Source organism: Streptomyces sp. JL2001, assembly GCF_050917515.1.
Lineage (GTDB): Bacteria > Actinomycetota > Actinomycetes > Streptomycetales > Streptomycetaceae > Streptomyces.
In genome coordinates this window covers 2,770,251-2,790,288 of record NZ_CP169421.1, presented here as the reverse complement: position 1 = coordinate 2,790,288, position 20,038 = coordinate 2,770,251, and the positions used below count along the sequence as shown (strand labels likewise).

The following is a 20,038-nucleotide window of genomic DNA, read 5'->3' as shown; positions in this document are numbered from 1 at the left end:
CGGGGCCGGATAGGCTCAGGAGCATGAGCGACACCCCGGACAGCGCCGTCCAGACCGCACGCGTGCAGGCGGTCCGCACGTACATCGAGCAGCACCGCGCCGCCTTCCTCGACGACCTCGCCGAGTGGCTGCGCATCCCGTCCGTGTCGGCGCAGCCCGACCGCGCCGGGGACGTGCGGCGCAGCGCCGAGTGGCTGGCCGCCACGCTCACCGAGACCGGCTTCGAGACGGTCGAGGTCTGGGAGACCGACGGCCTGCCCGCCGTCTTCGCCGAATGGCCCTCCGGGGACCCCGACGCCCCGACCGTGCTGGTCTACGGCCACCACGACGTCCAGCCCGCCGCCCGCGAGGACGGCTGGCACACCGACCCGTTCGAGCCGCACGTGACCGACGGCCGGATGTACGCGCGGGGCGCCGCCGACGACAAGGGCCAGGTCTTCTTCCACACCCTCGGCGTCCGCGCCCACCTCGCCGCGACCGGCCGCACGGCCCCCGCCGTCAACCTCAAGCTGATCGTGGAGGGGGAGGAGGAGTCCGGCTCCCCGCACTTCCGCGCGCTCGTCGAGGCCCACGCCGACCGGCTCGCCGCCGACGCCGTGATCGTCTCCGACACCGGCATGTGGTCCGAGGACACCCCGACCGTCTGCACCGGCATGCGCGGCGTCGCGGACTGCGAGATCGAGCTGTACGGCCCCGACCAGGACATCCACTCGGGATCCTTCGGCGGAGCCGTGCCCAACCCGGCCACCGTCGCCGGCCGGATCGTCGCGGCCCTGCACGACGAGGACGAGCACGTCGCCATCCCCGGCTTCTACGACGGCGTCACCGAGCTGTCCGAGGCCGAGCGGGCCCTCGTCGCCGAGCTGCCCTTCGACGAGGCCGCCTGGCTGCGCACCGCGAAGTCCCACGGCACCCTCGGCGAGGCGGGCTACTCCACCCTGGAGCGCGTCTGGGCCCGGCCCACGGCCGAGGTCAACGGCATCGGCGGCGGCTACCAGGGCCCCGGCGGCAAGACGATCGTCCCCGCCTCCGCCCAGCTCAAGCTGTCCTTCCGGCTGGTCGCCGGACAGGATCCGGAGAAGATCGAGCTCGCGGTCCGCGACTGGCTCGCCGCCCTGGTCCCCGCGGGCATCCGGTACGAGATCGTCTTCGGAGCCCCGACCCGGCCCTGTCTGACCCCGCTCGACCACCCGGCCCTGCGGTCGGTCGCCCGGGCCATGAGCACCGCCTTCGACGGCGCCACGGTCCGGTACACCCGCGAGGGCGGGTCGGGCCCCGCCGCGGACCTCCAGGACGTCCTGGGCGCCCCCGTCCTGTTCCTCGGCATCTCGGTGCCGTCCGACGGCTGGCACGCCCCGAACGAGAAGGTCGAGCTCGACCTGCTCATGAAGGGCGTCGAGACCACCGCCCATCTGTGGGGCGACCTGCCCGCCGCCCTGTCGGCGGCCGTTCCGCAGCGCTGAACGCCGCACCCATCACCGAACCGGGGGAGTTGGAAGCACCTTGAGCACCAAGAACGACGAGACCGCGGACCGGCCGATCGGGCTCACCGCCCCGAGCGGCATCGACCGCGCGGCCCACCACCGCCTCGACGAGGCCTGGCTGGCGGCGGCCTGGAGCCACCCCACCACGCGCGTCTTCGTGGTCTCCGGCGGACAGGTGCTGATCGACGACACCCCCGACGGCCGGACCGAACTCGTCATGACCCCGGCCTTCGAGGCCCCGGTCACCGAGACCCACCGCTATTTCCTGGGCACCGACGTCGAGGGCGTCTCCTACTTCGCCCTGCAGAAGGACGCGCTGCCCGGCCGCATGGACCAGTCCGCCCGCCCGGCCGGGCTGCGCGAGGCCGGACTTCTCCTGTCGCCCCGCGACGCCGGACTCATGGTGCACGCCGTCGCGCTGGAGAACTGGCAGCGGCTCCACCGCTTCTGCTCCCGCTGCGGCGAGCGCACCGTCATCGCCGCCGCCGGCCACATCCGCCGCTGCCAGGCCTGCGGTGCCGAGCACTACCCGCGCACCGACCCCGCCGTGATCATGCTGGTCACCGACGAGCAGGACCGCGCCCTCCTCGGCCGCCAGGTGCACTGGCCCGAGGGCCGCTTCTCCACGCTCGCGGGCTTCGTCGAGCCCGGCGAGTCGATCGAGCAGTCGGTGGCACGCGAGGTCTTCGAGGAGGCGGGCGTCACGGTCGGCGAGGTCGAGTACGTGGCCAGCCAGCCCTGGCCCTTCCCGTCCAGCCTGATGCTCGGCTTCATGGCCCGGGCCACCTCCTCGGAGATCCACGTGGACGGGGAGGAGATCCACGAGGCCCGCTGGTTCTCCCGCGAGGAGCTGGCCGCCGCCTTCGAGTCGGGCGAGGTGCTGCCGCCGTACGGCATCTCGATCGCCTCCCGGCTGATCGAGCTCTGGTACGGCAGGCCGCTGCCGAAGCCGGGCGACATGGTCTGACGACCCCGCCCGCCGGCCGAAAAGAGCCCCTGTCCGGACCGTCGGACAGGGGCTCTTGCCGTGGCGCGCCGCTCAGGGCGCCACACCGGGGGGCGTGCGCTCAGACGCCGACCTTCTGCTTGACCTGGGCGAGCGAGGGGTTCGTCAGCGTCGTGCCGTCGGCGAAGAGCACGGTCGGCACGGTCTGGTTGCCCCCGTTGGCCTTCTCGACGAACGCGGCGGAGTCGGGGTCCTGCTCGATGTTGATCTCCGTGTACGCGATGCCCTCGCGGTCCATCTGGCTCTTCAGCCGACGGCAGTAGCCGCACCACGTGGTGCTGTACATCGTCACAGTGCCCTGCATGGCCTGGCGCTCCTCTGTTCGCTGGTGGGTGCCGAAGGAGTGAACGTACGCCCCGGCCCCGCCATTCCCGCATTCGTACGACCGGAGACCGGGGCCTGTGGACAAGCCGCCGCATCCACCCCCCTGAACCTGGCAGCATGGCGGGGTGACAGCAGCAACGCACTCCTCTCTCTTCCCGCAGGTCCCCGACTCGGCCGACGCGGTGCTCGACGGGCTCGACCCCGAGCAGCGTGAGGTGGCGCTCGCCCTGCACGGCCCGGTGTGCGTGCTGGCGGGAGCCGGCACGGGCAAGACGCGGGCGATCACCCACCGCATCGCCTACGGAGTGCGGGCCGGGATCCTCCAGCCCGCCAGCGTGCTGGCCGTCACCTTCACCAACCGCGCCGCCGGCGAGATGCGGGGGCGGCTGCGGGAGCTCGGCGCGGGCGGCGTCCAGGCCCGGACCTTCCACTCCGCGGCCCTGCGCCAGCTCCAGTACTTCTGGCCGAAAGCCGTCGGTGGCGATCTTCCCCGGCTCCTGGAGCGCAAGATCCAGCTCGTGGCCGAGGCCGCCGCGCGCTGCCGCATCCGGCTCGACCGCAACGAGCTGCGGGACGTCACCAGCGAGATCGAGTGGGCCAAGGTCACCCAGACCGTCCCCGCCGACTACCCCGCGAGCGTCGCCAAGTCCGTCCGCGACGCCCCCCGAGACCCGGCGGAGATCAGCCAGATCTACGCGATGTACGAGCAGCTCAAGCGGGACCGCTCGGTGATCGACTTCGAGGATGTGCTGCTTCTCACGGTCGGCATCCTGCAGGACCGCCACGACATCGCCGACCAGATCCGCCGGCAGTACCAGCACTTCGTGGTGGACGAGTACCAGGACGTCTCCCCGCTCCAGCAGCGGATGCTCGACCTCTGGCTCGGCGACCGGGACAACCTCTGCGTCGTCGGCGACGCCAGCCAGACCATCTACTCCTTCACCGGGGCCACGCCGGACCACCTGCTGAACTTCCGCACCCGGCACCCGAACGCCACGGTCGTGAAGCTGGTGCGGGACTACCGCTCCACGCCCCAGGTCGTCCACCTCGCGAACGGGCTGCTCAGCCAGGCCCGTGGCCGGGCCGCCGAGCACCGGCTGGAGCTGATCTCCCAGCGCGACCCCGGCCCCGACCCGGTCTACACCGAGTACGCCGACGAGCCCGCCGAGGCCGAGGGCACCGCCCGCCGCATCCGCGATCTGATCGCCGCCGGTGTCCCTGCCGGCGAGATCGCCGTGCTCTACCGCGTGAACGCCCAGTCCGAGGTCTACGAGCAGGCCCTCTCGGACGCTGGGGTGCCCTACCAGCTCCGCGGCGCCGAGCGCTTCTTCGAGCGCCAGGAGGTGCGCGAGGCAGGGGTCGCCCTGCGCGGCGCGGCCCGCGCCGGCGGCAACGACCCACTCCTCGACGACGCCGAGGACCTGCCCGCACAGGTCCGCGCCGTGCTCTCCACGAAGGGCTGGACCACCGAGCCGCCCGCCGGGTCCGGCGCCGTCCGCGACCGCTGGGAGTCGCTCGCCGCGCTGGTCCGCCTGGCGCAGGACTTCGCCCGCGCCAAGCCGGGGGCCACCCTCTCCGACCTCGTCGCCGAGCTGGACGAGCGGGCCGCGGCCCAGCACGCGCCCACCGTCCAGGGCGTGACGCTGGCCTCCCTGCACGCCGCGAAGGGTCTGGAGTGGGACGCCGTCTTCCTGGTCGGCCTCACCGAGGGCATGATGCCGATCACCTACGCCAAGACCGACGAGCAGGTCGAGGAGGAGCGCCGGCTGCTCTACGTCGGGGTGACCCGGGCCCGGCTCCACCTCTCGCTGTCGTGGGCGCTCTCCCGCTCCCCGGGCGGCCGTGCCTCCCGGCGCCCGACCCGCTTCCTCAAGGGGCTGCGACCGGGCTCCGGCTCCCTGGGTGCCGCGGGAGCCGGGGGAGGCGGCTCCGTCGAGCGGGGCGGCGGCGGCCGGCGCAAGCGCCGTGGCCCCGTGCTCTGCCGGGTCTGCGGCTCCACGCTCACCGAGGCCGGCGAGATGAAGCTGATGCGCTGCGAGGACTGCCCCTCGGACATGGACGAGGCGCTGTACGAGCGGCTGCGCGAGTGGCGCTCGGAGCAGGCGAAGGAGCTGGGGCAGCCGGCCTACTGCGTCTTCACCGACAAGACGCTGATGGCGATCGCCGAGTGCGTGCCGTCGACCGACGGCGAGCTCGCCGGGATCTCCGGCGTCGGCGCGCGCAAGCTGGACCGGTTCGGGGCCGATGTCCTGGCCATCTGCGCAGGCGAGGAGCCTGGAGGAGACGACGAGAGCACCTGAGGAAAACTCGTCGGAAAAATAGTTTGCGCCCGCCCCGTCAAGCCCCATAGGTTCTTAACCACGGACACGGCGGCTTCTTCGAAGCCCTGTCTTCGTGCTGTACTTATCCGAATACATGAGGGCCCGGTTCACAGCCGAGCCCTCCGAGACGCCGAGAGGAGGCGATTCCAGTGATCAGCTACACCGACAGCAACAGCAGCATCCGCTTCGTCGGCATCAACAAAATGACCGATCGCTCGGTCGTCTCCGCCTGCTCGCTCGGCGTCTCCGCCTCGGCGTTCATCGGCAGCGGTCTTGTCGGCACCGGTATGTCCGGTACCGCCATGCCCGGCTACGCGTCCCTGCGTCCGGCGGCCGTTCTGGCGGGTCTTCCCGTCATGGAGCGCGACGAGCGACCGACCAAGGCACTGGAAGCAGGAGTAGCAGCAGGCAAGGCCTCGGCCCATGCCTTTGCGGCGACCGGTGCCGGAACCGAGCAGCAGACGACGAAGCACTACACGATGTGGGCCATCCGTGGGCTCGAACCCTGGAGTGATCCAGTCTGATCTTCGATCAGGCCGGCGCCTTCAGGGCCGCGGAACCCCACCCGGGATCCGCGGCCCTTCTGTTTGTCCTCGAACGGGGATGACGGAGCGAAGGGGCCTCGGGACAAGCAACACCCGGTACCAGCCGAAACCCCGGCCAACAGGCCGGAACAACCAGACGAGGAACGACCATCGTGCAACTCGAAGCGCACGCCCCGTCCGTACCGCCTTCCGAAACGATCCCCCCGCCCGGCCTCACGGAGGACTCCACCTTGACCCCCCTCACGACGCTCACCGCGCTCGACGACGCCATCGAGAACCTCGGCGTACCCGTCCCCTGCCGCTCGTACGACCCGGAGGTCTTCTTCGCCGAGTCCCCGGCGGACGTCGAGTACGCCAAGTCCCTCTGCCGTACCTGTCCGCTGATGGCCGCGTGCCTCGCCGGTGCCCAGGAGCGGCGTGAGCCGTGGGGTGTCTGGGGCGGGGAGCTGTTCGTCCAGGGCGTCGTCGTCGCCCGCAAGCGGCCGCGTGGCCGCCCGCGCAAGAACCCGGTCGCGGCATGAACGTCACCGGAACCATCGACCGACCCCTCACGCACGATCCCCAGAAGCTGGCCCCGATGACCTCCTCCACCAGCGAGCCCTCCGGCTCCGCGACCCCAGACGTGTACATCACCGGCGCGAACGCTTCGCGTCAGAACAGGACCCGTGAAATGCAACTCATCCCAGAAGCCCTGGCTCGTGCTCATATGCACGACCGCATGCGGGAAGCCGACGCGGAACGCCAGGCCGCGCGCCTGGTCGCCGCCCGGCGGATGCAGCGGCGTGCCGAGCGCGTGTCCCTGCGCGCCCGCCGCGCGCTGGCCATGGCCGTCATGCACTGAGTGCCCCAGGGCACAGGTTCCACTCGATGAACCCTCGCGGGGGCCGGTCCGAACGGACCGGCCCCCGCGGTGCGTTGCCCTGCGGCCGGACCCGGGCCGGGCTATCGTCACAGGGGTGAACGACGCCCGCCCCGAACAGCAGCCCCTCGTCTGCGCCCGCTGCGGCAAGACCGCCGAGGAACTCCCGGTGACCTGGACCTGTTCCGTGGAGAACGGCAGCCGCCACTACATCTGCGACACCTGCGCCCGCGAGAACATCCGCTCCATCGAGGGCCGCCTCGACTCCGACTGGTGGTGACCGGCCGGGCGGCTCACTCCGCCGCGACGAAGCCGGGCAGCCACTCCTCCAGTTCGTCGCGCAGTCGCACCGTCGCGTTCAGCTGACAGAGCACCCCGATCGTGCTGAGCGTCACACGGTGGATCAGCAGGTACGAGGGCGGCAGGTTGAGCTGCTTGCCCAGCTGGTGCGCCGGGGAGCGCGGGTCGGCGATACGCGCGGCCTGGGTCCGGATCCAGCCGCGGGTGAAGCCGAACTCGTCCGCCTCGGCCGGTTCGATGATCGGCAGGAGGTACTCCAGCACCGCGTCGGGATCGAGGTCGATCGACTTCTTGACGAACCCCTCCTCGCACAGCAGCGCGTAGACCCCCTCGGCGTCGCCCTCCAGCGTCATCCTCAGACAGGTGCCGATGGTCTCGGGCAGTCCGCCCGGCAGCCGGTCCACCGTGCCGAAGTCCAGCACTCCGAGCCGCCAGTCCTCCGGGTCCGGCGACTCGCCCGTGCCGGGCAGCAGCCGGAAGTTGCCGGGGTGCGGATCCGCGTGCAGCAGCCCCGTGCGCGCCGGCCCGGAGAAGAGGAACCGCGCGAGGAGCTGACCGGCCCTGTTCCGCTGCTCCTCGGTGCCGTCCGCGATCACCTCCGAGAGCGGGATCCCGTCGATCCACTCGGTGACCAGCACCTGGTCCGACTGGTGCACCACCCCGGGCACCACGACGTCGGGGTCGTCCGCGAACTCCTCCGCGTGCTCCCGCTGGGCCCGTGCCTCCAGCGCGTAGTCCAGCTCCTCGGAGACCCGGTCGCGCATCTCGGTGATCAGCGGCTTGATGTCCATACCGGGGATCAGCGGACCGAGCAGCCGCGCGAACCGGCTCAGCTGCGCCAGGTCGGACAGCAGCGCCTCGCCCGCCCCCGGGTACTGCACCTTCACCGCGACCTCGCGGCCGTCGTGCCACACCGCCCGGTGCACCTGCCCGATCGAGGCCGCCGCCGCGGGCTTGTCCTCGAACTCCAGGAAGAGCTCCCGCCACTCCGCGCCGAGCCGCTCCTCCAGGACGCCGTGCACCGTGCGGGTCGGCATCGGCGGCGCCGCCTCCTGGAGCTTGGTGAGCGCCGCCCGGTACGGGCCGGCCACCTCCTCCGGCAGCGCGGACTCGAAGACGGACAGTGCCTGCCCGAACTTCATCGCCCCGCCCTTCAACTCGCCCAGGACCTTGAACAGCTGCTCTGCCGTGCGCTGTTGCAGCTCGCGGGCGACGATCTCGGCGGACTTCCCTCCGATCCGCTTGCCCAGGCCCCAGGTGGCCCGGCCGGCGAAGCCCAGGGGCAACGCGGCCAACTTGGCGGTCCGAGTGACCGCCTTCCGGGGAAGATCAGACATGCGCCCCTCCAGTTCCCAGACTGCCGTGCCGCGCAGGGCCGTTGCCCCGCCCGCCGTGCCGCGCAGGGCCGTTACCCCGCCATTGTGTCCTGCGGGGTGGTGACCCCCGAGGCATGCTCCCCCTCTTCGTGACGTACCGCACCGCACGGACACGCCGGGTGCGGTCTCCACCGCTCCGTCCGCCATTCCAGCAGCGGGAGCGACGTCTCCCACCGCGCCCCCGTGCTCGCGGGCAGCCCCCCGTCCAGGAAGGCCAGCGCATGGGCCGCCGCGAGCCCCGCGACCGTCGTGGCGAGGGCCAGGTCGCAGGCGGGCAGGGGAGGGGGCGGTCCCGAGCGCCACTGGGCGAGCATCCGGGGCCAGTACGGCTCCCGATCGGTCCGCTCCTCCTGCGCGCAGCCGGCGCAGGCCGTCGCGCCGGGCAGCACCAGCGGCCCGACGACGCCCGTGGCCTCCAGGACGCCCGCGTACAGATGCGGTGTGCCGGTCTCCAGCCATCCGTGGGCCGGCATCGGATCGGGCACGTACGCCCCGAGCCCGTCCCTCGGTGTCACCACGACGAGTGAGATACCGGGCTCGCCCCCGCTCTCACCCGGACCGGCCCGCGCCGCGCGCGGCAGCCGCCCGCCGGGAGCGGCCCGGCCCACCAGCCGGTGCGCGGCCACCGCCCGGCGCTCACCGACCGCTTCGGCCGGCAGTCCACCCGGTGACACCTCCCACGGCTCCACGACACCGGAGTCCAACACGTCCACCCGGCCCACGCCCGACGCCGAGAGCAGCGCCGCCACGGCCGCGCCGACCCGTCCGGCGCCCCTGACCTGGACCCGCTGGGCGCGCCGGGCCGCCAGCCGCCGTGGCGCGCCGTCCGTTTCCGGATGGACCACGGAGAGGGAGGCCAGGTCGGCACGCAGGGGGTCGAGCCGCAGGTCCGCGGGCACCGGCGCGCCGGCTTTCCCGGGCCGCTGGGCCGAGGCGTCCGCGATCAGCCCGGCGGCGGCCAGCCGGCCGAGCAGTCCTTCCAGCCGGCCGTCGGGCAGCCCCAGCGCGCGGGCCTCCGCCCGCAGCAGCTCCATGCCGCGCGTGCCGTCGAGCAACGCGATCAGGCCGCCGGTGGCCGTGTCGACCGGACCCACCACCACCGCGTGGGCCGGAGTGGCGCCGAACTGGACGAGCCGCAGATTCCGCCAGGCGCGCCGCAGCGCGGGTTTCACCATCGGATGCATTTCCGCCCCCGTAGATTCCCGATGTCGATCTTCTTCCGTCCCGGACCTTCTTCCCGAGCCATCGTCAGATTGCCCGGACGGCGTCCACGCCGCAGAAAGTTGTCCACAGCACCGGTGTTCTCATCATTCGAATGCGGCACGGTGCGGGATCGCGGCACAACCGCCCGGAGGCGGGACTTCCCGTACCGGCTACGGGTAACGTCGGGGCCGTGCCCGCCGATCCACAGCGCAGCGTGACGAGAAAGCCGCCCCGCCCCGCGGCGACGAGTGCGGTCGAGGTCCGCAGGAGCCCCCGACGGAACAGAACCGTCTCCGCCTACCGCGAGGGCGACCGGACCATCGTGCTCATCCCGGCCCGGATGTCCGAGGCCGAGGAGCAACGCTGGGTGACGGTCATGCTGGACAAGCTCGCCGCCCAGGAGAGCCGCCGCGTCCTCGGCGACGCCGAGCTGAACGCCCGCGCGCAGCGGCTGTCGGAGCAGTACCTGGGCGGCCGCGCCCGCCCGGCGTCGGTGCGCTGGGTGACGAACCAGAACACGCGCTGGGGCTCGTGCACCCCCTCGGAAGGCAGCATCCGGCTGTCCCACCGGCTCCAGGGGATGCCCGAGTACGTCGTCGACTACGTCCTCCTCCACGAGCTGGCGCACCTCCTCGTGCCGGGTCACGGGCCCCGGTTCTGGCGGCTCCTGGAGGCGTATCCGCGGACGGAAAGGGCGCGCGGTTATCTGGAGGGCGTGGTCGCGGCGGACCGTCTGCCCCACCTGCCGGCGGCCCGCGAGGCGTGACCCGCGGCCCGGCCCGTCCATCCCGCCAGTCCTGTACCGAATGTGTACCGGCTTGCCTCAATGTCGCATCCAGCCGTTAGCCTGGCGCGACGCATTCACATTCGGGATGGGGGACGGTCGTTACGCATGGCCAGGGAATTCCAACGCGGCCACAAGGCCAAGATCAGTGATCTGACACCGGGAACGGATCTGTACGTGGGTGTGCAGATCGCGGCCCCCGGGCTGACGTTCGACATCAGCTGCTTCGGCCTCGACGCGAACGAGCAGCTCTCGGACGACCGGTACTTCATCTTCTTCAACCAGCCGAAGTCGCCGGAGGAGTCCATCCAGCTCCTCGGCGCGCAGTCCGGCGACACGGAGTCCTTCCGCGTCACCCTCGACCGCGTCCCGGCGAACATCCACAAGCTGTCCTTCACCGCCACCGTCGACGGCGCCGGCCAGATGTCGCAGATCGGCCCCGGCTACATCCGGATCGTCGCCGGCGGCGAGGAGGTCGTCCGGTACGCCTTCACCGGCTCGGAGTTCTCCACCGAGCGCGCGGTGATGCTGGGCGACTTCTACCTCAAGGACGTGTGGCGCTTCGCCGCCGTCGGCCAGGGCTTCGACGGCGGCCTCGACGCGCTGCTGAAGAACTTCGGCGGAGAGGTCGCGGAGGAGCAGCCCGAGGCCCAGGCCCCGCAGGCCCAGGGAACGCCCGGCTTCGCACCGCCCCCGCAGGCCACCGCGCCGCCGGCCTTCGGCGCGCCCGCCGCGCCCCAGGCGCCTCAGCCCGCCCCGTCGTTCGGTGCCCCGCCCGCCGCACCGGCCCAGCCGATGCACACGGCGCCCACGATGGCGGCGCCCCTGGCCCCGCCGGCCGCGCCCTACGGTCAGCCGCCGCAGGCGCCTCAGCCGCCCCAGCAGCCGCAGTACGGCCAGGTCCCTGGCCAGGCCCAGCCGCCGGCCGCGCCCTACGGCCAGCCCGCCCCGGCCCCGTACGGTCAGCCCGCGCCCTACGGCCAGCCGCCGTACGGTCAGCAGCCGCCCGGCATGCCCGGCCAGCCGGGTGTCCCGCAGGGAGTGCCCCAGGGCGTCCCGGCCGCCGGCGCCGGACTCGCCGCCGCGCTCCAGCCGTACAAGGAGACCGCGACCGGCGCGCGCTGGGCACCGCAGAACCAGCAGCTCATGCGGGTCGACCTGAGCATGGGCGGCGTCCCCGTCCTCGCCCGGCAGGGCAGCATGGTGATGTACCAGGGCAAGGTCGACTTCAGCCACAAGGGTGCCGGTTTCGCCGGCCGGATCGTCGGCAACGCCACCGGCCAGGAGATGCAGCTCATGCGCTGTACCGGCCGCGGGCAGGTCTTCCTCGCCGAGGAGGGCGCCCACCTGCACCCGATCGAGCTGCAGGGCGACGGCATCTGCGTCTCCGCCGAGAACGTCCTCGCCTTCGACGAGTCCCTGCAGTACGAGGTCCGGCGGATCGAGGGGCACGGCATCCCCGGCGGCGCCCTGTTCACCATGCAGTTCCAGGGCACCGGCACCGTCGTCGTCAAGACGCACGGCGTTCCGGTCGTCCTGCCCGTGACCCCGACGACCTTCGCCGACTGCAACGCCGTCGTCGCCTGGTCGTCCGCGTCCCAGGTGATCCTCTCCAGCCAGGTCCGGCTGCGCCGCAACGCGTATCCCGGACACAGCGGGGAGACGGTGAACCTCCAGTTCCGGGGAGCCCCCGGCAACTTCATCGTCGTCCAGCCGTACGAGGTCTGAGGGAGCCCGAACCATGAACCAGCAACTCGCGGGCTACGCCCCGACTCCGATGGCCGCCCGGATGGAGAACCACGGGCGCTCCATGCTCAAGGTCGCCATGGCCTCCGGCCAGGACCTGTACGCGCGCACCGGCTCGATGGTCGCCTACGAGGGCTTCATCACCTACGAGCCCAACCCGCCCGCCGTCCGCCAGGTCGCGCAGGCCTGGGCCACCGGTGAGGGCACGCCCGTCATGAAGTGCTCCGGCGACGGCCTGCTCTACCTCGCCGACTACGGCGCGGACGTCGTCGTGATCAACCTCAACAACGACTCGCTGTCGGTGAACGGCACCAACCTCCTCGCCTTCGACGCGCACCTCCAGTGGGGCGTGGAGCGGGTCAAGGGCCTCGCCAAGTTCGCCGGCCAGGGCCTGTTCAACGTCGAGATCGCCGGCACCGGCTGGGTCGCCCTGACCTCGCGCGGCACCCCGATCGTCGTCGACTGCGGTCGCGGCGAGGACGAGACCTACGTCGACCCGGACGCGCTCGTCGCCTGGTCCCCGGCGCTCAAGGTCAAGGGCAAGCGCAGCTTCAAGGCCTCCTCCCTCATCGGACGGGGCAGCGGCGAGGCCTACCAGATGGCCTTCTCCGGCCAGGGCATCGTCGTCGTACAGCCGAGCGAGGACAGCACCGACCGCCTGCGGGTCCGGGGCTGAGGGGGAGCGAGAACACCATGCAGAGCCCGCTTTTCAACTACGCCGAGCAGCAGAGCCAGGACCGGTACGTCGTCCAGAACCCGCAGCTGCTGCGGGTGGCACTCAACGGCCAGGACGACGTCCTCGCCCGCAAGGGCGCGATGGTCGCCTACCAGGGCCTCGTCGACTTCGACGGCGAGTACCAGAACGCGAGCCAGCGCCGGGCCCGCGCCCGCACCGGTGAGGGCCTGGACCTCATGCGCTGCTCCGGCCAGGGCACGGTCTACTTCGCCAACCTCGCCCAGTACGTCCACGTCGTGGAGGTCGAGCAGGAGGGCATGACCGTGGACAGCGCCTACGTGCTGGCGCTGGACTCGACCCTGCACACCGAGGTCATCGCCGTGGACAGCCAGTACGGCGTCTCCGGCACCGGCAAGTACCAGCTCAACATCTCCGGCCGCGGCAAGGTCGCCCTGATGACCTCGGGGCAGCCGCTGATGATGCAGGTCACGCCGGAGAAGTACGTCAGCGTCGACGCGGACGCCATCGTCGCCTGGTCCACCGGGCTGCGGGTGCAGATGCAGGCCCAGACGCACAGCTCCAGCGTCCGCCGACGCCGCGGCGACACCGGCGAGGGCTGGGAACTGAGCTTCCTCGGCCAGGGCTTCGCCCTGGTCCAGCCCAGCGAGGTCATGCCGCCGCAGAACGCCGCCATCGGGCAGGGCCTCGCCGCCCAGTTCGGTGCCGGACAGCACGGCTCGCACGCGCAGAACCAGAACAACGCCTGGAACTGAGCACCGCCCGGGACCGGCCGCCGCGAAGGCGGCGGGCCGGACCGGCCGGGAGCACACGGACGAGGGGCGGTCGCCACGGCGACCGCCCCTCGTCCGTTCCGTCCGTCGTCCCCCGGTCAGCCGAGGCGCTCCCGGGTGCCCTCCACCAGCCGCACCACGGAGGCGTCGGCCACGTCGGCCACCTCGTCGTAGGCGTACCAGCGCAGGTCCAGCGACTCGTCGCTGATCGCCTCCACCGCACCGGCCGGAGCCAGCGCCGCGTACTGGACGTCCAGATGCCAGTGGCAGGGCGCCGGAATCGGGTGCCGGTCCAGTCGCACCGGGCCACCCGGCAGCAGCGTCAGCCCCGCGATCCCGGACTCCTCGGTCGCCTCCCGCAGCGCCGCCGCGGCCAGCGTCACGTCACCGGGCTCGCAGTGGCCGCCCATCTGCAGCCACAGGCCGAGCTTCCGGTGCAGCGTCAGCAGCACCCGGCCGCGCTCCGGATCGACGACCAGCGCGCTGGCCGTCAGATGCCCGGCCCCGCAGGCCTTCCACATGGCGTCCTCGTGCGCGGCGAGGTGGTCCAGATACGTCCCGCGCAGCTCGTCCTGCGCTCCGTCCGGCGCGTACGACTTCAGTACGAGGACGGCGTCGTCGTGCAGGCTCACTTGTCGCTGTCGTCCTTGTCGCTGTCGTCCTTGCCGGTCTCGTCGCCCTTGCCCTGGTTCCCGCCGGCGTCCTCGGCGCGGTTCTGCTTGCCGGCCGCCTCTCCGAGCATCTTGTCCAGCTCCGAGAAGTCGAGCTGCTCACGGTGCACGAAGCCGTCCGGGTCGTCCAGGTCGGACGCCGTCGGCAGCATGTCGGGGTGCTCCCACAGGTGGTCGCGGCCGTCGACACCCCGCGCGTCGGTGAGCGAGGCCCACAGCCGCGAGGCGTCCCGCAGCCGGCGCGGACGCAGCTCCAGACCGATCAGGGTGGCGAACGTCTGCTCGGCGGGTCCGCCGCTCGCCCGGCGCCGGCGCAGCGTCTCCCGCAGCGCGTCCGCCGAGGTCAGCCGGGACTTGGCGGCCTCGTGGACCACCGCGTCGACCCAGCCCTCGACCAGCGCGAGCGCCGTCTCCAGCCGCGCCAGGGCGGCCTTCTGCTCCGGCGTGTCCTCCGGCTGGAACATGCCCTGCTGAAGGGCCTCCTGCAGCTGCTCCGGGTGGGTCGGGTCCAGCTGGCCGACGGCGTCCTCCAGCTTGGACGTGTCGACCTTGATCCCGCGGGCGTAGCCCTCGACCGCGCCGAACAGGTGCGAGCGCAGCCACGGCACGTGGGCGAAGAGCCGCTGGTGGGCGGCCTCGCGCAGGGCCAGGTAGAGCCGCACCTCGTCCTTGGGGACGCCCAGGTCCTTGCCGAAGCCCTCGATGTTCAGCGGCAGCAGCGCCGCGCGCCCGGCCGGACCGAGCGGCAGGCCGACGTCCGTCGAACCGACGACCTCGCCCGCCAGCGCGCCGACGGCCTGGCCGATCTGCTGACCGAACATCGCGCCGCCCATGGAGCGCATCATGCCGATCAGCGGGCCCGCCATGGCCTGCATCTCCTCGGGCAGGACGTCACCCATCGCCGCCCCGACCCGCTCCGCGACCGGGTCGACCAGCTGCTGCCACGCGGGCAGGGTCGCCTCGACCCACTCGGCGCGGCTCCACGCCACGGCCGTGTGCGCGCCCGAGGGGAGCGAGGTCACGCCGTCCAGCCACAGGTCGGCCAGTCGCACGGCCTCCTCGACGGCCGTCTTCTCGGCCGGGCCCACGCTGGAGTCCTTCGTGCCGTCGGCCGTGCCCTGGGCGACGACCTGCCGGGCGATCTGCTTGGCCATGTCCCAGTTCACCGGGCCGCCCTCGTACGAGAGCATCTGGCCGAGCTGCTGGAAGGCGGCGCCCAGGTCGTTGGGGTTCAGCGAGCCGAACATCGCGGCGAACGGGTTGTCGCCGCCGCCGGCTCCGCCGGGCAGGCCGCCGAACCCGAACGGATTGGCACCGAACGGATTACCGCCGCCCTGGCCCCCGGCCCCCTGGCCACCTCCGGCGGGGTCCTTCTTCTTGCCCTCGTCGCCGTTCTCCGGCTCCTCCGGCGGAAGGCCGAATCCGAATGGGGTGTCACTCACAGGTTTCCTCGGCTCGTAGGGCCGCCGGCTTCCTGCCGACGGCGACTTGTCCCGGCTCTGCTCTCCTCCGGGGCGCCTTGTGCCGGGCTCACAGGCCCGTACGTGCTCGCCCCCTCGTCGCTCGGGGCTGCGCGCTCGGCCCTGTTCACCCGGCGCGCCCCTTCGGCTCGCCTCGGTGCCCGATACACACCACCAGCGTAGACATCCGGGCCGGATATGGGCTCGGTGCTCCGCCGGGCCGTGGCCTGCGGCAGGATGGACGCCACCTGGTACGTACGCGTCATTCGTGCACGTACTGAAGACAACCGCTGGAGACGCCCGGTGAGTTCCCCAGATCCTCAGGTTCGCGCAGCGCGAAACCCATCGACCCGGTCCGCCGGGCGCGGCCCGGTGGTCGCGGTCACCGGTGCCGCCTCCGGAGTCGGCGACCTGCTGACCAGGCGCCTTGCGGCCTCGGAGGAGATCAAGCAGGTCATCGCGATCGACGAGCGCCGCGGCGAGGTCTCCGAGGCGCAGTGGCACATCCTCGACGTCCGCGACCCCGCCATCGCCGAGAAGCTGCGGGGCGCCGACGTCGTCGTGCACCTCGCCGTCGATCTCGACCTGGAGGCGGACGCCGCCGCCCGAACGGCGTACAACGTGCGCGGCACCCAGACCGTCCTCACGGCCGCCGCCGCGGCCGGCGTGCACCGCGTGGTGCTCTGCACCTCCGCCATGGTCTACGGCGCCCTGCCCGACAACGACATCCCGCTGTCCGAGGACGCCGAGCTGCGGGCGACCGCCGAGGCCACCGGGGTCGGCGACATGCTGGAGATCGAGCGGCTCGGCCGCCGGGCGCCACGCGCCCACCCCGGCCTCCACGTCACCGTGGTGCGCCCGGCCGTCCTCGTCGGCGGAACGGACACGGCGCTGACCCGCTACTTCGAGTCCCCCCGGCTGCTGGTGGTCGCCGGATCCCGGCCGAAGTGGCAGTTCTGCCACGTCGAGGACCTGGTCGGTGCGCTGGAGTACGCGGCCCTCGGGAAGGTCGACGGGGAGTTCGCGGTCGGCTGCGACGGCTGGCTGGAGCAGGAGGAGGTCGAGGAGCTCTCCGGGATCCGGCGCATGGAGCTGCCCTCCGCCGTCGCCCTGGGCGCGGCGGCCCGCCTGCACCGCATCGGGCTGACCCCGTCACCGGCGGGCGACCTCGCCTACACGATGCATCCGTGGGTGGTCAGCGTCGGCCGGCTGCACGACGCCGGCTGGCGCCCGCGGTGGACCAACGAGGAGGTGCTCGCCGCGCTCCTGGAGGAGGTGGAGGGCCGCCACACGGTCGCGGGCCGCCGCCTCGGGCGCAAGGACGCGACGGCGGCCGGAGCGGCCGGTGCGACGGTGGCGCTGCTGGGCACGGCGGCGCTGGTCCGCCAGATGCGGAAGCGGCGCGGCCTGTAGGGGGCGGCTTGCCGGTCCGCCGGGCTCCCGGCCGCGCGGTTTCCCTGTAGGTCCCTCCGAGGAAGGCTCCGCACAGCCGGTCGAATCCGCTATTCCGGGATGTCCGGGGAGTACGGCACCATGGGCACCATGGCACGCACCCACGACCACCCCGGCGAGCAGGCCGCAGCCGACCCGATCAAGCTGCTGGCGATCCGGGACACGCCGCTCTCCGTCGACGAGGTCTTCCGGGCCGTCGGCGACGACGCCTCCGGGGGCACCACCCTCTTCGTGGGCACCGTGCGCAACCACGACGGCGGCGTGGACGTGGACGCGCTGGGCTACTCCTGCCACCCCTCGGCGGAGGCCGAGCTGCGCCGGGTCGCCGAGAAGGTCGTCGCCGACTACCCGGTCCGCGCCCTGGCCGCCGTCCATCGGGTGGGCGATCTGCGGGTCGGCGACCTCGCGGTCGTCGTCGCGGTCTCCTGCCCGCACCGCGGCGAGGCCTTCGAGGCCTGCCGCAAGCTCATCGACGACCTCAAGCACGAGGTCCCCATCTGGAAGCACCAGACCTTCTCGGACGGCACCGAGGAGTGGGTCGGGGCCTGCTGAGCCTCCGGCACAGGTGTGGGGGTCCCCCCGGACGGAGTCTGGGGGAGGGTCGGGGCCTGCTGAGCCCCTGGCACAGGTGTGGGGGTCCCCCCGGACGGAGTCTGGGGGAGGGTCGGGGCCTGCTGAGCCCCTGGCACAGGTGTGGGGGTCCCCCCGGACGGAGTCTGGGGGAGGGTGGGGGCCTGCTGAGCCCCTGGCACAGGTGTGGGGGTCGGGCAGCGCCTGCTGAGCCTCCGGCACCACGCGGGCTTCTTTCGCACGGTGTCGCCGTTCCTGTCCAGCGACGCGCCGACGTCCTGTAGTCGAACGGCCCGATTTGCGTAACCGGCACCCTGGCAGCAGCGTTGTTGCTGCAGATCGTTAATCTGCTGATCGACCGGACTCGGTCGGTTGCGGTCGCTCATTGGGGATGGGAGGTCGGGATGGCAGTGCTCGCCTGGTTGCTGATTCCGCTTTTCGCAGTCGTCGGCGCGGCGATATGGGGGAGCTGGGCATCGAGGAACAAGACCATCGGGGACGTCGCCGAACTCGCCGGCTACGCCCGGTTCCGGGACGCGATGGAGCGGTCCCATTCCGTTACCGCCGACGTCGAGATCGAGATGGCCCCCGCGGCCACGCCCTCCTCCGTACGCAGTAGCCAAGTCTCCGGCTGACCACCTCCCGCCGGCCGCCTCGTACGGACCCGCCCCGCGGGTGCACTCACAGGCCCGTCCCGTACTGTCGTTCCATGCCACGCCGCACTGTGACGATGCTCGCCTCCACCCTGGTCCTGATCACTCTGCTCTGTGTGGGCGTTCTCCTCCCGGTGCCGTACGCGCTGATGAGCCCTGGACCCACCTTCAACACCCTCGGGGAAGCCCGGGGCGAGCCGGTGCTCCAGATCGACGGCCGCAAGACGTACCCCACCTCCGGGCACCTCAACATGACGACGGTCCGCGTCACCGGCGCCGACTACCGGATGAACGCCGTCGAGGCCGTCTACGGCTGGCTGGCCCACGACAGCGTGGTGGTGCCCCGGGAGACGATCTACCCGGACGGGAAGACCGAGGAGGAGTCGACCCAGGAGAACGCCGAGGAGTTCAGCCAGTCGCAGGAGGCCGCGAAGGTCGCCGCCCTGACCGAGCTGGGCATCCCGGTCACCACCCGGGTGATCGTCGCCTCCGTGGTGAAGGACAGCCCCGCCCAGGGCGTCCTGCACGCGGGCGACGTGGTCAAGGCCGTCGACGGCGTCGCGGTGAAGGAGCCCGGCGACGTCGCCGAGCAGGTCACCAAGCGCAAGCCGGGCGACAAGGTCGCCTTCACGATCGTCCCCGCCAAGGAGGCGGCGGCGGCCGAGAAGGCCGGCAAGGAGCCCACCGCCACCCGGACGGTCGAGATCACCACGGTGAAGGCGCCGGAGGGCGACCGGGCCATCGTCGGAATCCAGGCCGGCACCGACCACGTCTTCCCGTTCGCCATCGACATCAAGCTCGACGACGTCGGCGGCCCGAGCGCCGGCCTGATGTTCGCGCTCGGCATCGTCGACAAGCTGACGCCCGAGAGCCTCACCGACGGCAAGTTCATCGCCGGTACGGGCACGATCGACGAGAAGGGCAAGGTGGGCCCGATCGGCGGTATCGAGATGAAGCTCGTCGGCGCCCGCAACGCCGGCGCCCGGTACTTCCTCACCCCCGCCGAGAACTGCGAGGCGGCGGCCGGCGACACCCCCGCCGGGCTCACGCTGATCAAGGTGGACACCGTCGACGACGCGACGAAGTCGCTGGAGAAGCTCCGCAAGGGCGACACCGCCTCCCTGCCCGCCTGCGCCAAGGGCTGACCCCACCCGTACGTGAAGGGGGCGCCCCGGTCCACCGACCGGGGCGCCCCCTTCACGTACGTACGGCTCAGGACTCGAAGGTCGCCGCCAGGGCCTCGGCGAGCCCCGGCACCAGGTCCGCGCCGGTCAGCACCTCGTTCGGCGAGTCCTTGGCGCGCAGCCGGATCGCCGCCTCGCGAGTGCCGTTCCGCAGCACCGCGACGGTCATCCGGACCTCCTGACGGTCGGGGTGCCGGGCCACCCACGCGACCAGACCGGCCTCGTCGAGGCCGTCGGGCACGGACGCCTCGGCGGACGGCGGCAGCATCAGGCGCTCCACGGTCAGCGCGCAGCCTGCCACCGCGTCGGGCCAGGCGATCCTGCCGAGGAACTCGTCGAGGGGCTTGCCGGCCGGCAGCTCCTCCTGCTCGATGGGGGTGAAGGCGGCGGCCTCGGCGTCGGCCAGGCCCAGCTGGGACGCCAGTCCCGGCTCCTGGGCACGCAGCCTGGCGGTGTCGACGAGGGCGAAGAGCCGGGCCGGACGGTCCCAGCCGAGACCGGAGGCGTACTCGTCGATCTCGAGCACCGCGCGGGTGAGGGGGCTCGCGGCCATCGGGGGACCGGAGGGGGAAACGTTGGACATGACCAACATCCTGCCTCCTCATCCCCCGAAGGCGGGAACTAGGTAAAGCC

The 20,038-nt window shown here is 72.3% G+C and carries 21 protein-coding genes; 15 read left to right on the top strand and 6 right to left on the bottom strand.

What is annotated here, in order from left to right; genetic code table 11:
* Nucleotides 1-23: 23 nt before the first annotated feature.
* Both ACE1OA_RS12145 and nudC read left to right on the top strand, forming a co-directional pair.
* Nucleotides 24-1,463 (top strand): dipeptidase, encoded by a 1,440-nt coding sequence (locus ACE1OA_RS12145; RefSeq protein WP_384871400.1) that lies wholly within the window; start codon nt 24-26, stop codon nt 1,461-1,463.
* 40 nt (nt 1,464-1,503) lie between these two features.
* A complete protein-coding gene (nudC, locus tag ACE1OA_RS12140; RefSeq protein WP_356606618.1) occupies nt 1,504-2,451 on the top strand; it encodes an NAD(+) diphosphatase in 948 nt (315 codons plus the stop codon).
* A 100-nt stretch (nt 2,452-2,551) separates the two neighbouring features.
* Here nudC and ACE1OA_RS12135 read toward each other — a convergent pair whose 3' ends face one another.
* Complete coding sequence (locus ACE1OA_RS12135; protein WP_147981115.1) at nt 2,552-2,794, bottom strand: mycoredoxin; 243 nt, start codon at nt 2,792-2,794, stop codon at nt 2,552-2,554.
* Nucleotides 2,795-2,939: 145 nt separating this feature from the next.
* Here ACE1OA_RS12135 and ACE1OA_RS12130 point away from each other — a divergent pair, with 145 nt between their 5' ends.
* From ACE1OA_RS12130 to ACE1OA_RS12110, 5 genes are all read left to right on the top strand, one after another.
* Nucleotides 2,940-5,114 carry an ATP-dependent DNA helicase UvrD2 gene (locus ACE1OA_RS12130; RefSeq protein ID WP_356606621.1) on the top strand — a complete coding sequence of 725 codons (2,175 nt, stop codon included), beginning with the start codon at nt 2,940-2,942 and terminating at the stop codon, nt 5,112-5,114.
* A 224-nt stretch (nt 5,115-5,338) separates the two neighbouring features.
* Nucleotides 5,339-5,659, top strand: a complete 321-nt coding sequence (locus tag ACE1OA_RS12125; protein ID WP_384871443.1) for a hypothetical protein — start codon at nt 5,339-5,341, stop codon at nt 5,657-5,659.
* Nucleotides 5,660-5,832: 173 nt separating this feature from the next.
* Complete coding sequence (locus tag ACE1OA_RS12120; protein WP_147981118.1) at nt 5,833-6,201, top strand: WhiB family transcriptional regulator; 369 nt, start codon at nt 5,833-5,835, stop codon at nt 6,199-6,201.
* Complete coding sequence (locus tag ACE1OA_RS12115) at nt 6,198-6,521, top strand: hypothetical protein (protein WP_147981119.1); 324 nt, start codon at nt 6,198-6,200, stop codon at nt 6,519-6,521. The genes ACE1OA_RS12120 and ACE1OA_RS12115 overlap by 4 nt, the downstream gene beginning before the upstream one ends.
* A gap of 115 nt (nt 6,522-6,636) precedes the next feature.
* A complete protein-coding gene (locus ACE1OA_RS12110; RefSeq protein WP_356606624.1) occupies nt 6,637-6,819 on the top strand; it encodes a hypothetical protein in 183 nt (60 codons plus the stop codon).
* A 13-nt stretch (nt 6,820-6,832) separates the two neighbouring features.
* Here the strand turns inward: ACE1OA_RS12110 and ACE1OA_RS12105 are convergent, their stop codons facing one another.
* Together ACE1OA_RS12105 and ACE1OA_RS12100 are read right to left on the bottom strand one after the other, a co-directional pair.
* Complete coding sequence (locus ACE1OA_RS12105) at nt 6,833-8,176, bottom strand: ABC1 kinase family protein (RefSeq protein ID WP_432752762.1); 1,344 nt, start codon at nt 8,174-8,176, stop codon at nt 6,833-6,835.
* Nucleotides 8,177-8,247: 71 nt separating this feature from the next.
* Entirely contained in the window at nt 8,248-9,399 is a 1,152-nt protein-coding gene (locus ACE1OA_RS12100) for a TOMM precursor leader peptide-binding protein (RefSeq protein WP_432752761.1), read from the bottom strand.
* A gap of 209 nt (nt 9,400-9,608) precedes the next feature.
* Between ACE1OA_RS12100 and ACE1OA_RS12095 the strand changes: the two genes are divergently transcribed.
* The 4 genes from ACE1OA_RS12095 (at nt 9,609) to ACE1OA_RS12080 (ending at nt 13,397) form a co-directional block, all read left to right on the top strand.
* On the top strand, nt 9,609-10,184 hold the full coding sequence (locus ACE1OA_RS12095) for a M48 metallopeptidase family protein (RefSeq protein WP_356606630.1): 576 nt from the start codon (nt 9,609-9,611) through the stop codon (nt 10,182-10,184).
* A 126-nt stretch (nt 10,185-10,310) separates the two neighbouring features.
* Entirely contained in the window at nt 10,311-11,930 is a 1,620-nt protein-coding gene (locus tag ACE1OA_RS12090) for a TerD family protein (protein ID WP_432752760.1), read from the top strand.
* A 13-nt stretch (nt 11,931-11,943) separates the two neighbouring features.
* A complete protein-coding gene (locus tag ACE1OA_RS12085) occupies nt 11,944-12,624 on the top strand; it encodes an AIM24 family protein (protein ID WP_147981124.1) in 681 nt (226 codons plus the stop codon).
* Nucleotides 12,625-12,641: 17 nt separating this feature from the next.
* Nucleotides 12,642-13,397, top strand: a complete 756-nt coding sequence (locus ACE1OA_RS12080; RefSeq protein WP_384871385.1) for an AIM24 family protein — start codon at nt 12,642-12,644, stop codon at nt 13,395-13,397.
* Nucleotides 13,398-13,513: 116 nt separating this feature from the next.
* Here the strand turns inward: ACE1OA_RS12080 and ACE1OA_RS12075 are convergent, their stop codons facing one another.
* Entirely contained in the window at nt 13,514-14,047 is a 534-nt protein-coding gene (locus ACE1OA_RS12075; protein WP_432752759.1) for an NUDIX hydrolase, read from the bottom strand.
* Complete coding sequence (locus ACE1OA_RS12070) at nt 14,044-15,528, bottom strand: zinc-dependent metalloprotease (RefSeq protein ID WP_386541118.1); 1,485 nt, start codon at nt 15,526-15,528, stop codon at nt 14,044-14,046. Before ACE1OA_RS12070 ends, ACE1OA_RS12075 begins: the two co-directional genes overlap by 4 nt.
* A 321-nt stretch (nt 15,529-15,849) precedes the next feature.
* Between ACE1OA_RS12070 and ACE1OA_RS12065 the strand changes: the two genes are divergently transcribed.
* The 4 genes from ACE1OA_RS12065 to ACE1OA_RS12050 all read left to right on the top strand — a co-directional run bounded on the left by ACE1OA_RS12065 (nt 15,850) and on the right by ACE1OA_RS12050 (nt 19,366).
* Nucleotides 15,850-16,959, top strand: coding sequence for an SDR family oxidoreductase (locus ACE1OA_RS12065; RefSeq protein WP_356606640.1), 1,110 nt, complete (start codon nt 15,850-15,852; stop codon nt 16,957-16,959).
* Between the two features lie 129 nt (nt 16,960-17,088).
* Nucleotides 17,089-17,550, top strand: coding sequence for a molybdenum cofactor biosynthesis protein MoaE (locus tag ACE1OA_RS12060; RefSeq protein ID WP_356606642.1), 462 nt, complete (start codon nt 17,089-17,091; stop codon nt 17,548-17,550).
* Between the two features lie 422 nt (nt 17,551-17,972).
* On the top strand, nt 17,973-18,203 hold the full coding sequence (locus tag ACE1OA_RS12055; protein ID WP_356606644.1) for a hypothetical protein: 231 nt from the start codon (nt 17,973-17,975) through the stop codon (nt 18,201-18,203).
* Nucleotides 18,204-18,277: 74 nt separating this feature from the next.
* Entirely contained in the window at nt 18,278-19,366 is a 1,089-nt protein-coding gene (locus ACE1OA_RS12050) for a YlbL family protein (RefSeq protein WP_432752758.1), read from the top strand.
* Nucleotides 19,367-19,433: 67 nt separating this feature from the next.
* Here ACE1OA_RS12050 and ACE1OA_RS12045 read toward each other — a convergent pair whose 3' ends face one another.
* On the bottom strand, nt 19,434-19,988 hold the full coding sequence (locus ACE1OA_RS12045) for a PPA1309 family protein (protein WP_356778837.1): 555 nt from the start codon (nt 19,986-19,988) through the stop codon (nt 19,434-19,436).
* Nucleotides 19,989-20,038 lie beyond the last annotated feature (50 nt).

Bases quoted from the DNA above. Each gene is read 5' to 3' on its own strand.
- ACE1OA_RS12050 (WP_432752758.1), top strand. From the start codon at position 18,278: ATGCCACGCCGCACTGTGACGATGCTCGCCTCCACCCTGGTCCTGATC.
- ACE1OA_RS12125 (WP_384871443.1), top strand. From the start codon at position 5,339: ATGACCGATCGCTCGGTCGTCTCCGCCTGCTCGCTCGGCGTCTCCGCC.
- ACE1OA_RS12105 (WP_432752762.1), bottom strand. From the start codon at position 8,176: ATGTCTGATCTTCCCCGGAAGGCGGTCACTCGGACCGCCAAGTTGGCC.
- ACE1OA_RS12090 (WP_432752760.1), top strand. From the start codon at position 10,311: ATGGCCAGGGAATTCCAACGCGGCCACAAGGCCAAGATCAGTGATCTG.
- ACE1OA_RS12055 (WP_356606644.1), top strand. From the start codon at position 17,973: ATGGCAGTGCTCGCCTGGTTGCTGATTCCGCTTTTCGCAGTCGTCGGC.
- ACE1OA_RS12100 (WP_432752761.1), bottom strand. From the start codon at position 9,399: ATGCATCCGATGGTGAAACCCGCGCTGCGGCGCGCCTGGCGGAATCTG.
- ACE1OA_RS12115 (WP_147981119.1), top strand. From the start codon at position 6,198: ATGAACGTCACCGGAACCATCGACCGACCCCTCACGCACGATCCCCAG.
- ACE1OA_RS12060 (WP_356606642.1), top strand. From the start codon at position 17,089: ATGGCACGCACCCACGACCACCCCGGCGAGCAGGCCGCAGCCGACCCG.
- ACE1OA_RS12080 (WP_384871385.1), top strand. From the start codon at position 12,642: ATGCAGAGCCCGCTTTTCAACTACGCCGAGCAGCAGAGCCAGGACCGG.
- ACE1OA_RS12085 (WP_147981124.1), top strand. From the start codon at position 11,944: ATGAACCAGCAACTCGCGGGCTACGCCCCGACTCCGATGGCCGCCCGG.
- ACE1OA_RS12045 (WP_356778837.1), bottom strand. From the start codon at position 19,988: ATGTCCAACGTTTCCCCCTCCGGTCCCCCGATGGCCGCGAGCCCCCTC.
- ACE1OA_RS12145 (WP_384871400.1), top strand. From the start codon at position 24: ATGAGCGACACCCCGGACAGCGCCGTCCAGACCGCACGCGTGCAGGCG.
- ACE1OA_RS12135 (WP_147981115.1), bottom strand. From the start codon at position 2,794: ATGCAGGGCACTGTGACGATGTACAGCACCACGTGGTGCGGCTACTGC.